At 36.8% G+C, this 15,940-nt stretch carries 13 protein-coding genes and 1 tRNA gene; 4 read left to right on the top strand and 10 right to left on the bottom strand.

The genetic code is table 11. The features are described 5' to 3' along the window. The first annotated feature begins 19 nt into the window (after positions 1-19). The gene (locus V5N67_RS01475; protein ID WP_332060028.1) at positions 20-454 is read left to right on the top strand and encodes an EVE domain-containing protein; all 435 of its coding nucleotides are present in this window, start codon (positions 20-22) and stop codon (positions 452-454) included. On the opposite strand, the gene V5N67_RS01470 is transcribed toward V5N67_RS01475, so the two are convergent. Then, complete coding sequence (locus tag V5N67_RS01470; RefSeq protein ID WP_332060026.1) at positions 446-1,009, bottom strand: L,D-transpeptidase family protein; 564 nt, start codon at positions 1,007-1,009, stop codon at positions 446-448. The two genes, V5N67_RS01475 and V5N67_RS01470, sit on opposite strands and share 9 nt — an antisense overlap. A 68-nt stretch (positions 1,010-1,077) precedes the next feature. Here V5N67_RS01470 and V5N67_RS01465 point away from each other — a divergent pair, with 68 nt between their 5' ends. Further along, the gene (locus V5N67_RS01465) at positions 1,078-1,761 is read left to right on the top strand and encodes a response regulator transcription factor (protein WP_332060025.1); all 684 of its coding nucleotides are present in this window, start codon (positions 1,078-1,080) and stop codon (positions 1,759-1,761) included. Between the two features lie 93 nt (positions 1,762-1,854). Here the strand turns inward: V5N67_RS01465 and V5N67_RS01460 are convergent, their stop codons facing one another. From V5N67_RS01460 to lptM, 4 genes are all read right to left on the bottom strand, one after another. After that, on the bottom strand, positions 1,855-2,613 hold the full coding sequence (locus tag V5N67_RS01460; RefSeq protein ID WP_332060023.1) for a class I SAM-dependent methyltransferase: 759 nt from the start codon (positions 2,611-2,613) through the stop codon (positions 1,855-1,857). 224 nt (positions 2,614-2,837) lie between these two features. Continuing rightward, a complete protein-coding gene (locus V5N67_RS01455; protein ID WP_332060298.1) occupies positions 2,838-5,255 on the bottom strand; it encodes a TIGR02302 family protein in 2,418 nt (805 codons plus the stop codon). A gap of 116 nt (positions 5,256-5,371) precedes the next feature. Further along, positions 5,372-6,646: a diaminopimelate decarboxylase gene (lysA, locus tag V5N67_RS01450; protein WP_332060022.1), complete on the bottom strand. Its 1,275-nt coding sequence runs from the start codon at positions 6,644-6,646 to the stop codon at positions 5,372-5,374. An 8-nt stretch (positions 6,647-6,654) separates the two neighbouring features. After that, the gene (gene lptM, locus V5N67_RS01445) at positions 6,655-6,834 is read right to left on the bottom strand and encodes an LPS translocon maturation chaperone LptM (RefSeq protein ID WP_332060021.1); all 180 of its coding nucleotides are present in this window, start codon (positions 6,832-6,834) and stop codon (positions 6,655-6,657) included. Between the two features lie 484 nt (positions 6,835-7,318). On the opposite strand from lptM, the gene V5N67_RS01440 reads away from it, so the two are divergent. Further along, a complete protein-coding gene (locus V5N67_RS01440) occupies positions 7,319-7,990 on the top strand; it encodes a TlpA disulfide reductase family protein (protein WP_332060020.1) in 672 nt (223 codons plus the stop codon). A 1-nt stretch (position 7,991) separates the two neighbouring features. Here V5N67_RS01440 and V5N67_RS01435 read toward each other — a convergent pair whose 3' ends face one another. The 4 genes from V5N67_RS01435 to holA form a co-directional block, all read right to left on the bottom strand. Next, complete coding sequence (locus V5N67_RS01435) at positions 7,992-8,468, bottom strand: YaiI/YqxD family protein (protein WP_332060018.1); 477 nt, start codon at positions 8,466-8,468, stop codon at positions 7,992-7,994. Between the two features lie 30 nt (positions 8,469-8,498). After that, complete coding sequence (locus tag V5N67_RS01430; RefSeq protein ID WP_332060017.1) at positions 8,499-9,353, bottom strand: YihY/virulence factor BrkB family protein; 855 nt, start codon at positions 9,351-9,353, stop codon at positions 8,499-8,501. Positions 9,354-9,769: 416 nt separating this feature from the next. After that, positions 9,770-10,711, bottom strand: coding sequence for a prephenate/arogenate dehydrogenase family protein (locus tag V5N67_RS01425; RefSeq protein ID WP_332060016.1), 942 nt, complete (start codon positions 10,709-10,711; stop codon positions 9,770-9,772). A gap of 575 nt (positions 10,712-11,286) precedes the next feature. Continuing rightward, positions 11,287-12,330, bottom strand: a complete 1,044-nt coding sequence (gene holA, locus V5N67_RS01420; protein WP_332060014.1) for a DNA polymerase III subunit delta — start codon at positions 12,328-12,330, stop codon at positions 11,287-11,289. A 1,245-nt stretch (positions 12,331-13,575) separates the two neighbouring features. Here holA and V5N67_RS01415 point away from each other — a divergent pair. Next, positions 13,576-13,650, top strand: a tRNA-Gly gene (locus V5N67_RS01415). Between the two features lie 1,192 nt (positions 13,651-14,842). On the opposite strand, the gene V5N67_RS01410 is transcribed toward V5N67_RS01415, so the two are convergent. After that, the gene (locus V5N67_RS01410) at positions 14,843-15,439 is read right to left on the bottom strand and encodes an invasion associated locus B family protein (RefSeq protein ID WP_332060297.1); all 597 of its coding nucleotides are present in this window, start codon (positions 15,437-15,439) and stop codon (positions 14,843-14,845) included. Between the last annotated feature and the right edge of the window lie 501 nt (positions 15,440-15,940).

The raw sequence follows: 15,940 nt of genomic DNA, 5'->3' as shown, positions 1-15,940 counted from the left end.
CCTATGAAAAGGAGAGCTCATGGCTTATTGGCTTTTTAAATCTGAACCCCATAAATGGTCATGGAATATGCAGAAACAAAAAGGTGCTGAGGGTGAACAGTGGGACGGTGTACGCAATTATCAAGCCCGCAACAATATGCGTGCCATGAAATATGGCGATAAAGGTTTTTTTTATCACTCAAATAAGGGGTTAGAAATCGTAGGAATTGTAGAGGTCTGTGCTGAAGCACACCCTGATTCTACAACCCCTGATCCACGTTGGGAATGTGTGGATATCCGTGCTCTTTGTGATATGCCAACCCCTGTTTCATTAAAACAGATTAAAGCGAATCCAAAACTGAACAATATGGTACTGGTTAATGCCAGTCGCTTATCAGTGCAACCTGTCACAGAAGATGAATGGAGAGAAGTCTGCTTAATGGGCAACCTTAAGATGGAAATATTTTTAACCTAAAACAACAATCTTTGTCTTTCGACTAATGTGCGGCAAAAGACGCTCCATATCACGACGAGAAAGTGCAATACATCCTTCTGTTGGCGTATAATTTTCTCGCGCTAAATGCATAAAAATGGCACTTCCTCTTGCCATTTTCCGTTCTGTAATATTCCAATCCAGACTTAAGACAATTGCATAAAGACCGTCTTCACGATACATCTTTTCAGCACTGTTACCATAAGGAAGACGTACCAAGCGATTGTAATTGGCATCGCCACTTGCATCACACCAGCCATCTTGGACACGAATACGATGAAAAGGCAAAATAGAACGTGGGAAGGAGCGAGAAAAATTGCCTCGAAATCCTCTTAAGCAACGCATACGTGCTAAAGGTGTTGCACCATCACCTTCACGCTTAAAAGCAGAAATGCCAGCCCGTCCTAAGGCGCAAAAAAAATGATTTTTACCAGCGCACAAAATACCCCGTGTACATTTCCCTGCTTGTCGACGAACGGTCATAAAAGAAACAAAAGTTTGTTTTTTATAGGGTTTCTTTTTTAATTTTCCTTGCATGAGATCCTATTTTTCATGAAACTATTTTTCACAAATCGTCATATCAACATACCTTATAAGGAAAACAAATGAACCGCTATACCCTTTTAATCGTTGAAGAAGACGATGATCTGCGCCCTATTTTGGTAAAACAATTACAAATTCATAAAGAATTTAAAGTTTTGCAAGCAAAAACAGCTGAAGCAGGAATCACAATAGCCCAAGAAGAGAATATTGATCTAGCCATTTTTGGTATTGAACTGCCCGATCTTGATGGTCGTACAGCTATTCAAAAACTACGCACTCAAGGTTTTCGTGCTCCCATTATCATGATTACAAATTATGATACAGATTGTGATACCATTTTAGATATTGAAACAGGTGCCAATGATTATGTAACAAAACCCTTTCGCTTTGCGGTGCTATTGGCGCGAATCCGTGCCCAACTACGCCAATATGAGCAAAATGAAGATGCAACATTTTACATTGGTCCTTATACGTTTAAACCTAGGCAAAAACTCCTCATTGATCAACACAACAATGAAATTCGTCTTACAGAAAAAGAGGCAGCGATTCTTAAATATCTTTATTGCACCAGCGATAAAATCGTAAATCGTGAAACACTTTTAGAACAAATTTGGGGCTATAATGAGAAAATTGTTACCCATACGCTAGAAACCCATATATACCGTTTGCGACAAAAAATAGAAAAAGACCCCTCCAACGCACAAATTCTCATTACAGACAATAATGGATATCGTCTTAATCTTTAAGTATTGCTTATAATTATCGTAATTATTGCTTCAAAATTGATTTTGGCACCATTAATTTCTCTTTTCTGAAGCAAGAAGCAAAATAAGCGAAGATTAAAGAGAGCTTTCACGTGCTTGTGGTGACAATGCAGGAATAAAAACACGCCGCGACTGGCGGCGCTGTGCAAGCAAGCCTTGATAAACACATTTCTGAGCCTGACATATTAAGAGACCGCCAAAATAAGGCAAAAGATGGCGTGCAAATGGCTCATAAAAAAATGAAAACAATCGCGAAATATAACCTGAAGAAGGCATGTAATGTATAATTTCCTGCACGGGTCCAGAAATAAAATTTGTTTTTTCAAACAAACGCGTGATTTGTTGTCGACTATAAGGTTCACCATAACCAAAGGGTGTACAACCGTTACGTGCCCAAAAACCAGAGCGATTAGGAACAATAACGATCAAATGACCATTAGGGGCTAAAATGCGCCATATTTCATTCAGCGTTTCAAAAGAATTTTCTGTATATTCAAGTGCATGTACCAATAAAACACAATCAATGGAAGCATCAGGAAGTGGCAAGTCTTCTTCAAAAACAAGCGCCGTGGCAACTTTATTGGCACAAGGCCAAGGCGAAGCCCCCTGACCAGCGGGCATAAAAGCAAAACATTGTTGTGCACGTTTCCGCAACACAGAAAGATAAGGAAGTGCATAACCAAGACCCATGACTCGTTTATCTGTAAGATCTGACCAATATAAATTTAATTGGTCACACAAAGTCTCTTGCACACGCATACCAAGTGCAGAAGCGTAAAAATCTTTAAGTGTGATTATATCCAATTCAATATACCATGCAGAAACAAAATTCAAACATCACAGGCTTTTACCCAATTTATATGGACTTCTGCCTTTTCTCCACAATGGCAAAAACTCTAATATTTCATATTTTTAGCCCTTATAATCCCAAAAGCGGCACAGCAATCTTTATAATCGCTTCACAGCAAATGTTTTGACGTGTTCTTTATCTTTGATTCTGCGCTCCATACAAGCTTTCACTACGCTATTTTTGACGTTAGCGAAAAAAAAGCAAATGGTTAATTAAAATGAAGCAATCTTTCAAGATAATTTTTCTCTGTCTCTGGAATATGCTCTTTACCAAGGCGTTTGCGAATTTCTTCCAAAATCTGCCGCGCACGCATTTGATCACTTTCCTGTGGCACAACAACGTCTTCTTGTCCTTGATCAGTTTTTGAAGAAAGTGAACGCCCTAATGGATCTTTAGGACCAGAAGTAGAATTTTGATTATTTCCAGCTTTTTCGAGTACTTCACGCATCTTTTTTAAAACATTTTGTGCGCCTTGCCTCAAAGCTTCTAAAGCATCTAATTGGTTTTGTTTAGACATTCCATAGTTTCCGTAATCAAGAGCGATCTCTGCAGAGTTCATGTTTTCTTCTGCTTTTTTCAATGCATCGCCCTGCTCAATCCCCTGCTCTGATAACCCCTTTCCCAATTCTGATAACCTAGAATGCAACTCCGCCTGACGTTTTTGCAAAGATTCGCTTCGCTTTTTTGGTACACTTTCCCCACGTCGTTGTTCCATTTCTAACTGATATGTCTCATTAAGAATTTCTTGCTGACGACGCATCAAATCACTAAGCTGATCAATCTTTTTTTTCATCTGCGCAGTTTGGCTATTATTTTCTCCCTTATCCTGATTGCCTTTGTGAACCTGCAAATGATCAAGAATCTTTTCAACTTCAGCCAATAATTGTTCAGCCGCAAAGGAAGAACCCACCTTAGCCATTTCTTCAATTAAATTCAGCTTTTTTTGTAATGTATCCTCAGAAAGATTGGAGCTATGAGGACTGCTTTTATCTTGCGCTGTTTCAGCCAAAGCGCGAATATAATCATCCATAGCTTGGCGTAAATTTGCCATAAGCCGTTCAATTTCTGTTGTTGAAGCGCCATTGCGAAGCGCATCACGCAAAGCAGCCTGCGCTTGTTTTAAATTTTTCTGAACGGATTCATTTTGATTGCCTTCAATACCCAAAGCAATTTGCCATAAATAATCCACCACATCGCGCAGCTCATCCTCTGTTTTTGCCAGTGAAAGCCTTGTCCATGCGCTCTGTAAGACAAGGAAATGCGTCACATTTTGAAGACCATCTTCTGGACGCACAAGCAAAGCAGAAAGCATATCGAGTACATGCTCTTGGGCAGAAGCATTAAGAGCCAATAAGCGACGCAATTCACTCACTGCGCGAGCAACAGGGTTCGAAAAAATACGCTGTGGTAATATCATACCAAAAGTTTTACTGCGACCTTGTTGTCCCGCTCCATCTTCTGCCACCAAAGTAATTTTGACTTCTGAGCCAGCCCACGGATGGTTTGATACATCTTGTACCGTCCGCATTTTACCCTTTCCACCACGCGCTAAAAGAAGTTTTATTTCAGGTGCTTTATAAAGGGAAGTAGCATTTTTTTGCTGTCCAAGAAGAGACTCGATTTCAACAAAAGCCTTTGTCACTCCATAATCATCATCCATCTCATACTGCAGCTCTAATGAGCCAGCCAAAACCCGCTCTGGTTTTCTCAGCCAATGAATTGCCGGTACCTGATCTTTAATCACATGCAAATGCCACTGTTGTTGCTTATGACGTGATGACACCACCAAATCGATTGAACGTTCCAAAAGTGTTTCAAAATGAATAATTGGATCATTCAAAGCTGTTTTTTCACTTTTTTGCGAAAGAAAAACTTCACGCGCATCCTCTTCAGATATGGCTTTTACTGTAACGCCAGCACCATTGACAACACGTATAACCATATTGCTGCCTTCAGGAACTGTAAATCGTGTTGTCTCACCTTGTGTTAAATAAATGGGTGCAACACCCGTATAAACAGGTGGTGTGATCCAAGCATCAATCCGTATTGACGCCTCATCCACCACAGGGCGTAAATCAAATGCATCTGCCAAACGCCCTCCTAGAGAGCCAAAAGAAAAACTAAAAGCGCACACACAAAGTAAAATACATAAAGTCCTAAGAGCCAAGGGATCATAAGCTGCACTATTGGGATAAGCAAATCCCGTTTTTAAATGAGACAATTGTTCTGCCATGCGACGCTGATGTTCGCGCCAGATAATTACATTCAAACCTTCATCATTTTCTGGACATAAATGATCTGTTTGAACACTTAAAGGCTGATTTTTGAGACCATTGACTTGCTCAATACGGTGATGAACATCCTTAATGGTTGGCAACCGAAAGCGGACAAGAAAACACAGACTCCCCACACCCAAAAAAAGCATCAACCACAGTAAGAATAAATGTAGCCAATAACTCAAAATGCCAAAAATGCCAAACCAACTTAGTGAACAAAAGAAGCTCAGAATTAGAAAAAACGGCAACAACCGCAGCCATATCCGTTCAAAAAATAGGATACACCACACCAAAACACGTACAGATAAAAGCTTCATTACCGCAGAACTTTTGATGTTTTCATTTTTCATAGACAAATATTTGCTCTTTTTCACAGTAATAAATCGGGATCATAGACTCCATGCAAGACAAGTTCCAGAAAATAAATTGTTTCATCAAAGTTTAGTAAAAATAAGACAGAAGATATTTAGCAATGTTCGATCCAGTCTGGAACATGATCACTGTTTATGAGTTGCGTATAATCAAGACGCGGACGAATAATCGCGTAGCGGGTATCTTGAACAAGAACTTCTGGCACCAAAAGCCGACTATTATAGGTGCTTGCCATCACTGCACCATAAGCACCTGCTCCAGTAATCGCCAAGAGATCACCTGCCGCTAAAACGGGAATAGAGCGATCTAACCCTAAATAATCACCAGTTTCACAAATTGAACCCACAATATCTGCTTTCATAAGTGAGGCATCCATCGGTGCTTGTTTTACAAGTACCACATTTTGCCAAGCATCATAAAGCGTTGGGCGCATAAAATCATTCATCGCAGCATCAACAATAACAAAATTTCTCCCTTCTCCTCTTTTTAAATATACAACAGACGTCACCAATACACCAGCCTCTCCGACAATACTGCGCCCAGGCTCCATGATAATATTAATTCCCAAAGGTGCAATATGCTTCCTTACAAGTGCTGCATAATCAGCAAGAGACGGCACTAAATGTTGTTCATTACCATATGCAATACCAAGCCCGCCCCCAATATCGATATGAGTGATCGCATATCCATTATCCCACAACTGACGCACAAAATCTGCAACGATAAGAAATGCATCTTCAAACGGCTTCAAATCACAGATCTGACTACCGATATGAATATCTGCACCACACACATGAAGACTAGGCAATTGCGCGGCTTTTTTATACGCATCCCACGCCAAGGATAGAGGAATACCAAATTTATTTTCAGATTTACCCGTTGTAATTTTTTTATGAGTCTTGGCATCTATATCTGGATTAATGCGCAATGAAATACGCGCTGTTTTTGAAAGCGCAACAGCACGTGCTGAAAGTTGTTCAAGTTCAGGCTCTGATTCGACGTTAAAACAACAAATATCATGCGCAAGCGCAAAATCTATTTCTCTCACTGTTTTACCAACGCCAGAATAAACAATGCGATGAGGAGGAATACCCGCAGAAAGTGCACGCCGCAACTCACCTTCTGAAACCACATCAGCCCCCGCTCCGTTTATTGCTAAAAGCCGTAAAATTGCCTGATTGGAATTAGCCTTAACGGCGTAAGCAATCAAACTTGGTATATCTTGAAATGCATTTTGATACTCTTTAAAACGTGCAACCACCGCACGCGCTGAATAACAATAAAAAGGTGTTCCCACATCCCGCGCCAATGCAGAAAGCGAAAGACCTTCAGCGTGGAGCACACCCTGATGATAAGAAAAAAAGTGCATAGAAATCTCTATTGTATCAATCGATCAAGAATAAAAGGTTTATCTGCTGTATTTTTGGAAGAAAGTGTCTCCTGCGTCGCTTGCGCTACAGTTGAAGAAGGCAATTCTAATGCACCTTTACGCCCACATCCCACACAAGCGATACCCAAAAAAAGGACAATCATCAAACGCTTAAAAATAATTTTCATATGCCCTCTTTCCCCATATTGATCTCTTTCTGCATTTTTTTGTGTTAAAAATAAAATCACCTAAGTGATTACAAGACATTTTTTCCAACAAGTAACTTGGCAAAAGGCTTTTGAATACACCATAGGCAAATACTCTACTACAAAATCAACCAATTTTTTTCATTCTATTCCAATATTCCTACGAATATTTTCAAATTTTTGTGACAGAATAAATATATTAACTTTGTTTTGATGAAGAAACTTTAAACTATGAGCAATTTTTTTTATAATTGAATTGTGGAATGACCCTCACCTACGTTAACATTGCTACATGAGAAAGTGGATCTTCAGTATCTTATCGATAAAATCTTTGATCAAAATTAACTAAAATGTTAATTTTTTTCGCAATTGCATCAACCCTTACTACATTCAACCAATTTTATATTTGATTTCTTCATTTCTCATCCGTCACACTTTAAAAGCATCCATAAATAAGGGCAAAATTATGATTTCTCAATTTTTTAGCAACTTCAAGAAGAATAGAAAAATGCAATTCTTCATCACATTTTTGATTATCGTCTTAAGTATATGGATATACGCAGCAATAAATCACACTGATCAAAAAACATCTTTCACTCCCAACTCTCTTTCACCAGAACAAAAAGAAAAAATAATAGCAATAAAAAAGGCAACTAAAGGCCTTTTTACCCATATGCGCTTTGCTGATACTCTTCATGATATGAGTCAGCTTTCTTTTAAAGATATTCAAGGAAAAGACCATAAACTTGCTGAATTTCATGGAAAACTGGTGCTCGTTAATCTGTGGGCAATTTGGTGCCTACCATGTCGCATTGAAATGCCAGAATTGGCAAAATTAAAGCGTGAAATAGGTGGAGAAAATTTCGATGTAATAGCTATTAATGTTGAGCAAGCAGCTTCTCCTGAAAAAATTCAGCAATTTTTACAGAATATTGATGCTGATAATTTAATCTACTACCGTGATCCAACGATGGATATTTTTACAAATATTAGGAAACAAGGACTAGCGTTAGGATTGCCCGTCACATTTTTAATTGATAAAAATGGTCATCTCATTGCTTCATTCAACGGTATGGCTCCATGGGCTAATGATGATGCCAAAGCGTTCATAGAAGCTGCCATTAAAGAAACACAATAATTTAATAACCGCGCCTTTTTAAACGTTGTACCGCTAAATCCAGTGCCGACAAAAAAACAGAGCGGTCTTTGTGACCAAAAGGGCGGGGACCACCTGTCGCGTTACCCTGCCCGCGTAAATCTTCCATCAGATTGCGCATTGCTAAAGCTTGACCAATCGAATTGACATCAAAAATGCGCCCTGTCGGTGAAAGGCAAACACCCCCAGCTCGCACAACGCGCGCAGCTAAAAGAATATCACTCGTGATTACAATACTAGCCTCATGCACATGCTCAACAATCCAGTCATCTGCACAATCAGGCTCTCTAGCAACGATAACTCTTTCAAGAAGCACTTCATCTGGAAGGACTAAAAAACGATTTGCAACAATAAATGTTTTAAGCTGATAACGATTCATAACACGATAAATTTCAGACTTTACAGGACAAGCATCAGCATCAACCAACAAAGTGATGGCAGGCTTTGTCTGTGTATTCATCTGTTGGCTCTCACTCAACAACAGACTCTTTCATTTATCTAAATGTTGCAAATGATTGCGATAAAACATAATTGCCGCGTTTATTTCACCTCCCAAAATAAAAATCGCACTTAACATATAAAGAAAAATAATAGCAACCATGATGGACGCTAATCCCGCATAGGTAGAAATATAATTAAACATTGCTAGATACTGAGCAAAAGCCGTAGAAGCTATAAACCAGAGAAACATAGTTACAAAAACTCCTGGCAAAATATCTATAATTTTTCGTCGCCCAGCTGGCAACCATCTATGAATAATTAAAAGGCTTATGAAGAGGACAACAAATACAATTGCGTAGCGCCATAGACGAAACACACCAATATATTCATCAATAAAAGAAGAATGATCTCGCATAATTTTGATTAACAAAGGCACTATAATTAATGAAAAGCTAAGCACCACAAGACCGATTGCTCCAATAATCACAAAAAATAAGCTTTGCAAACGACAAAAAAACAAACTCCGCCGATCAACGACGCGATAAGCTTTATTCAAAGCTGTACGCAAAGCCTCCACTCCATTAGAAGCAAAATATGCTGCTCCAATAACAGAAATTGTTAACAAACCTCCCCGATGAATAGTTGAAACATTGATAACCTCTTGCGACAAAGGCTCTGCAATCGCATCTGGCAATAACTGTACAAGTGCTTTTATTTTTTGCGGTGTATAGGTAAAAGCTCCGAGAAAACGGGCAAAAGAAGTTCCAAAAATAAAAAAAGGAAAAAACGACAAAAGCCCAGACAGCGCGACATGGCTTGCAAACGCATTCCCATTATCACGCACATAATGGCTCACAGCATTGACAAGAATACGATAGCTATACCCAAACACATTTCTTATCAAAATTTAACACTTTCTGAAGGAATCTTTCTTTTAAAGGCCTATATTTTAAAAATTATTTATACTTGATAAAGAAAGGTCTCCCCGTGCAAAAATCAAGCATATTTTTAAAACAAGAATAAATATAATCAAGCGGCAATCACTATATATCAAATCATCAAAAACGAATGAACAAATCTTCTCAATGGCCTTCAGCGAATAAAAGGAAAGTATAATCACTTCACTGTATTTTGCACACGAACCCTTGCAAGCATCATTATGACTCATAATAAGCAACGATCTATCCTGATTGCATACACAATATGAGCATATTCATCTCTTGGTACCAAACTTTTCATCATCTCTGAAAATAAATTGAGATATTAAAACATACCGAATTACTTACAAACAAATCTTTCCGCTAAGCAGAAGTGAATACTTTACACCTTTTCTATGCCCTCTTGAAGAACTACTTGACGCCCAAAATCAGGTGCATCAATTTCCTGCCCTGCAGCAATAATGCTGCGTCGTACTTCTCGCGTGCGCGTAAAGAAATTAAACAGCACTTCCCCATCTCCTTGATGAATTGCTTTCTCTAAATATGCAAGACCTTCATTAAAGCGGCTCAGCATTTCCAAGATAGCATCCCTATTATGCAAACAAATATCCCGCCACATAACAGGATCAGAAGATGCTAAACGCGTAAAATCACGAAATCCAGAAGCTGAATAAGCAATCACTTCTGAATTGGTTACCTTCTCCAAATCACTCGCTGTCCCAACAATATTGTACGCAATCAAATGCGGCAAATGTGAAACAACAGCCAAAACAAGATCATGATGCTTAGGATCCATTGTCTCAACACGTGCACCACAAGCTTCCCAAAAGGCAGTTAATTTTGCTACAGCAGCAGCATCATTATCGGCAGAAGGCGTTAAAATACACCAACGATTCATAAATAAATCAGAAAACCCAGCATCTGGTCCAGAATATTCAGTTCCAGCAATTGGATGTCCTGGGATAAAATGAACAGATTTTGGTAATAAATGCGCTATTTCTGCAATCACCAATGCTTTTGTAGAACCAACATCACTCACAATCGTCCCCGACTTTAAATGGTCACGAATGGTTTTTACTACCTCCGCACTAGCTCCAACAGGCACAGCAATAATAACTAAATCTGCTCCTTTAACAGCTTCTGCATTATCGGTTGTATAAAAATCTCCAAGCTCTAATTCGCGTGCTCTTTCTAATGTTTTTTGACTACGCGTAGCGATAGTGACTTGGTTTGCAAGACCTTTCTTTTTAATAATCCTTGCTAAAGAAGAACCAATCAAACCGATTCCAATTAGTGCTATTTTTTCAAACCCAATAGGAGGCATTTTTCACCTTTAAAATAATAATAAGACCACGGTAAGTACCTGATACTGATAATAAAATAGTTAAGCATTTTGACAATCACGGCTAAGCAGTAGAGCTACGCATCCACCAATAACCACCGCGCAAATCGCCAATAAATTGTTTTATCTGGAAAATATATCAGAAAACTGCAAAAGAGAGCGTAACATTCGACCTTAAAACTGTTAATGCATTGGTTAATATTCTCTATTGTACATAATAAAAGCTCTCTCTACCACAAATTTATTAATCAAAAACGATAATAAATCTATACAAAAGCCATTGATTTTTCACCACAATCAGATCCCTGCAACTTAATGCTTTATTTTTAACTCTTTGCAAATAAAATAATTTTATACCTCTATATCTGCGATAGTGCGCATAACTTTTTCTTACATTGAACATTCAGTGAAACCATGCAGAGAGATCTGATAACTCTAAAGTCACTCTTCTCTTCTCAATAATGCAAACAAAAAACGTGATATCTTTAATACTCTGATAAAAAGCAATAGATATACCATTGCAATCAAATATTTTAAAAATCCATTTGGCAAATATTTTAAGAATTCATTTGGCGCCGCGCAATAATTGTCAATCTCAACAAAGCTTGACGAATGATAGCTTCACCCAAAAGCGGATTTTTACGGCTATCCAAAACAGCATGTTGGATTCGCTCCATTGCGTAAGAAATTTGTTCCATTCCCCAATATTTCAAGGCACGTTCAATTGTTTTTTTCCGCTGAAAAAAAATCGGCGGCCGTGCTTGAGAAATCGCTGTAGCAGCACTTTTACCTTCAACATCTACTTGATAACGCAAAAGTTGTAATTGCTGAAAATGCCTTTGTGCAGTACTCAAAATAAAAAAATGCGTGCCTTGCATAGCTGCATGTCGGCTAAAATATGCTTCAAAACCCACTACATTCCCCAGTAAAACAGCATCAATTACTTCGTCGTAAGAAAGCGCACTGACATCGCTTACTACAGCCTTCACATCTTCAAGAGAAATATGTGTTTTTCCTAAGGCATAAAGACAGAGTTTCTCCAATTCACCACGCGACACAAGATGATCTCCTCCCAAATTATGAAGCAACCACTTGCGTGCATCCAAAGAAAGAGTCATATTAAAGTGACTTAAGATTTCATCAATTAACGTGTCGAGAGAGCGAATATCATCAGCAAAACAGGGCAACGCCATTGCTGGGGATGCTGTTTCAATAACATTACGCAGTCCCGTTCCTTTTTTTAGATCTCCTGCCTCAATTAAAACAAAACTTGTTTCTGGTGGTTCTTTAATTAAAAGCTTAAGTGCAGCAAGGAAATTTTTTTGATTAGCACCGTTAGAAATCCATATCAAACGATCACCACCAAAAAGCGATAAAGTACGTGCCTCATCTCCCAATCGTGCAGGATCTTTATCAATCTCAGCTGCATCCAAGCGCACAGTTGCAAAAGGATCTTCCACTGCTACCTGCACAAGCTTAATAAAACGCTGTACACGCTCACAAACAAGACCACGATCAGGTCCATAAATGAGAACAATGGGAAAAGAACGTGAAAAACGCGTTAGAAAACGATCAACTTCATGCGCTTTTTTTTGAGCCAAAACATTAATCCACTAAAAGCTTGTTATCATCAAGAACTTCAATACAAATTTTCTTTGGAACGTATCTATGAAACCATTCACATCCAACCTTTTATGGCACTCCAATGAATACGCAATCATTATTCCACGTTTTGTACATTTTCAGGTAGTGACAGCGCAACTCAAAGAAAAATAAAAACACCCTGCTATAAAAACTCAATTTTTTTTCAAATAACATTGTTGTTTTACACACTCCAATTACCTAATTTATCAAGCATTTCCGCTATCCTAGGGTATCAAAGCACTTATTAAAGTCGAAGGAACACACTAAATTTGTATCAAAAATTTCATCTATTTTCTTGGAATAAATTTTATAGTGCCTTAAAAAAAAACGCAACATTAACAGCTTTTGCGTTTTTTAAACGAGCACGCTAACTCAGCAGCTCTTAACCACACATCTTGCGCCTATTCATTTACCGTATAATAATCCATTTCTCCTGTGTTAAGATTCATTACATTATACTCTGTTCCAAACTTATTATTGGTCGTATAGCAATTTATTCCTACGCAAATAGTGATCAATTTTAAATTGAAGTAAACACTTTACGCTTACCATAAAAAATCAAGATATATTCACTAAAGATTTATATTAATAATTATATTTTGATGTAAAATTAATTAATATCAACGCCGTATTTTGTCATTTCAATTTTGTAGAAAATAGAAATTTTATCGTTAGTAATCTAGTATTATCTAGACTTCTGTAGAATGATACGTAACAGTTGATGGATTTATTTATTTTGAATTGTGTAACAAAATTTCTTAGTAAGGAGTATATTGTCTCTATATTTCAAAAATGACGAAAATGATCACCTTAAAAACTCTTAAAATTGCCAAAACTGAAAAGATAAAAACCTTAAAAAATAGCTAAAAACATTTTTTATCGTATTCATAACGCAATATAGATTCGCAATTAAACTTTAAGGATGAAAAAGCATTTTGAAACATAATGCAAAGTAGGTAAAAGCTTATAGTACTCCTCCTCTCTGTAATTTTTGCTATATAATCACAGAGGACGTAACGTGGTTGTGTTTTTCTGAACTTATAATACACGTCCTTCTAAAGAGGACTCAAAATTAATCATTATTTCCATTTTTTTAATATTAAAAAATAAATTTACACTGAAACATTATTTTTTTGTTGCAATTCAGATAAGCCTACGCCATACAGGTAGTGCTTAAAGTGGAATACGTTCCAAATATATGAGCGGGTGTAGCTCAGGGGTAGAGCACAACCTTGCCAAGGTTGGGGTCGTGGGTTCGAATCCCATCGCCCGCTCCATAATTTGCGTTTTTCTTATAGTCTTCCACTAGATTTTGCGCTAATTTATTCTTTTCAAAGAATTTTAAAAGAGCTTTCAAGGGATCTTCAAAAAAATTACATTGATACATGATTCAATGGGCAGCATATATCGCACCATAAAAGACAGGAGACATTTCTATTTCCTGATCAATAATTCTAATTCAAAACCAATTTTTTCTAAAATTTGTTAAATGAAATATTTGTATTTTTAACAGAGTGGAAAACTTCCGGTGTAATCAAACAATAGAATTTAACATACTCGCATCCTTCAACTTTAAATAACAAACCTTTAATGCTTCAATCGCACGATCCATAGCTTGTATATTAACAAAGCCATTACCTAATAACCTTTCTTCCAACTGTAAAATACATGAAAAACCCTCAGTCGATTAAAAAGCGCAATAAAAAAATGATAACTATTAGTTCCCTCGATAAAGGGCTACATAAAGAGATCAAAACCTCAGTTAAAAAAATTTTCCCACAACAACATATTTTTCTTTATAAACTTAGAATTGTAGATTAATCATTTATGTTTTGGCACTTATTTTTAATTTTCCAGACTCTCTTTGCGTAACTCATCCTGCCTTGCATAACTCATCCTGAACGCGTTTTTAAGAAACTCTATTATAAAAAAATTGAAGACATATTGCGCTTTGATAACAAAAAAGAAGACTATGAATAACTTCCCCATTTAAATGATCTTATTAAAAAAATGAATTTATACTTCAAGTAACTACTCTCATTTGCATTTACAGTATAATAGCAATTTGTGGGGAAAACAAAAGCTTATACGATCCAACTAAAGATACTATAGCAATTGAGTTTATATCTATTTATTTTGAATTGAACTTTTTCTAAAAACCCATATCAACTTTTACAAAAACAAAATAAATTTTTTCTCCTTCTTATTCAAGAAAAATAAATATTTTTGCTTATTCTCATTTATTTTTATAAGTTATTTAAGTGATTTTTTTTACTGTTAAAAACTAACACGACCTGCTTTATGAAACTCTATGAAAACAATGGTTTTCTATTACATACAAATAGCCTACTATGATTTTATGATCATAAAATACACCATAATTCAAATAAATGATCTTTATACTTTATAAAATCGTTTAATCACTGCACTCCATGCAGATTTGAAAACTAAATATACCACCCTTACAATCTATTTTTGCAAAGAATAAAGTGCTGCACTAAGTCCTTTAAATGGTACAATGAAAGAAAATGTGTTCCCCTCTTTCATTTTATAGGAAATGCGTACATTCTTGTTTTGCTCTATTTGCCTACTTAAAATTGGTCCTACCGGTGATTGCGCTAAACAAATTATTCGATTGCACTGTTTATAATGAATAAGGATAGGCTTTTTAACTCCATCTACAAACATTTGAATAGGAACACTCGTATCAGCTTTTGGCAATGTTCGAAAAAGCATGGCTGCTTGACCATTTTTCGTAGAAACAAGAGACCAACTAAAAATAGTGTTACCTCTTTGATCATGGACAGTCTGCGTCACATTGCATATACCTTGATGAAGTGATTTTTTTTCATCGCAGATCAAAGTCCAATTATAAAACTGCATAATGATTCGGCGCGTTTCACCAGGTCCTCCTCTAGGAACGGACAATTGTGGTGGATGCACCGTATAAACATCATTGTTCTCATTAGCAAAGCTTTTACAATTGCCTAATAAAAAAAATATAAGCAAAAATCCTACTAAAATATTTTGTTCTTTTATAATTTTACTAACTTTTTTTATCGTCATTTTAATCTTAGAGGGCATTTTACCCCTCCCCCACACTAAGCTCTTTGCACTGGTTACTGATAAATTAGAACAAATATTTCCACCTTCAAATGTATAACCCGTGTAAAAATAAATGCAGGCTAACTATGCCATATACCGCTACCAAACGAGATATCGAACTTTCTGGAACTTGTAATATAATTTAGATATGAACCTGATTAATAGCCGCAACTTGTATCGCTTCTTTCTGAAAGCGCTCAATGACAAAATTTAACACTTAAAACTTCATATCAGTATAATTTATCCTCATTAATACCATCACTTATAATACTGTTGACTTGCCCATCCATATTTTTTACCTTTTCGAGGATAACCTCCAATCTATAATTTTATAACTTTTTGTCATTTACCGTTTCTTTTAAATCTGATGCGATACAATTATCAAAAGCATTGCTAATAAAATTGAGCCATTTTCATTGGTTCTGGGAACTCAGATTCTGACGCCTCATAATAAGCTGAGAT

The organism is Bartonella rhinolophi (assembly GCF_036576165.1).
GTDB lineage: Bacteria > Pseudomonadota > Alphaproteobacteria > Rhizobiales > Rhizobiaceae > Bartonella.
The sequence above is the reverse complement of the archived record's forward strand: the minus strand, read 5'-3'. Positions and strand labels throughout refer to the sequence as shown.

Excerpts from the sequence above, each read along its gene's own strand:
- V5N67_RS01425 (WP_332060016.1), bottom strand. The coding sequence starts at position 10,711 with ATGCCTCCTATTGGGTTTGAAAAAATAGCACTAATTGGAATCGGTTTG.
- V5N67_RS01435 (WP_332060018.1), bottom strand. The coding sequence starts at position 8,468 with ATGAATACACAGACAAAGCCTGCCATCACTTTGTTGGTTGATGCTGAT.
- V5N67_RS01455 (WP_332060298.1), bottom strand. The coding sequence starts at position 5,255 with ATGAAAAATGAAAACATCAAAAGTTCTGCGGTAATGAAGCTTTTATCT.
- lptM (WP_332060021.1), bottom strand. The coding sequence starts at position 6,834 with ATGAAAATTATTTTTAAGCGTTTGATGATTGTCCTTTTTTTGGGTATC.
- V5N67_RS01475 (WP_332060028.1), top strand. The coding sequence starts at position 20 with ATGGCTTATTGGCTTTTTAAATCTGAACCCCATAAATGGTCATGGAAT.
- lysA (WP_332060022.1), bottom strand. The coding sequence starts at position 6,646 with ATGCACTTTTTTTCTTATCATCAGGGTGTGCTCCACGCTGAAGGTCTT.
- V5N67_RS01465 (WP_332060025.1), top strand. The coding sequence starts at position 1,078 with ATGAACCGCTATACCCTTTTAATCGTTGAAGAAGACGATGATCTGCGC.
- V5N67_RS01440 (WP_332060020.1), top strand. The coding sequence starts at position 7,319 with ATGATTTCTCAATTTTTTAGCAACTTCAAGAAGAATAGAAAAATGCAA.
- V5N67_RS01470 (WP_332060026.1), bottom strand. The coding sequence starts at position 1,009 with ATGCAAGGAAAATTAAAAAAGAAACCCTATAAAAAACAAACTTTTGTT.
- V5N67_RS01410 (WP_332060297.1), bottom strand. The coding sequence starts at position 15,439 with ATGACGATAAAAAAAGTTAGTAAAATTATAAAAGAACAAAATATTTTA.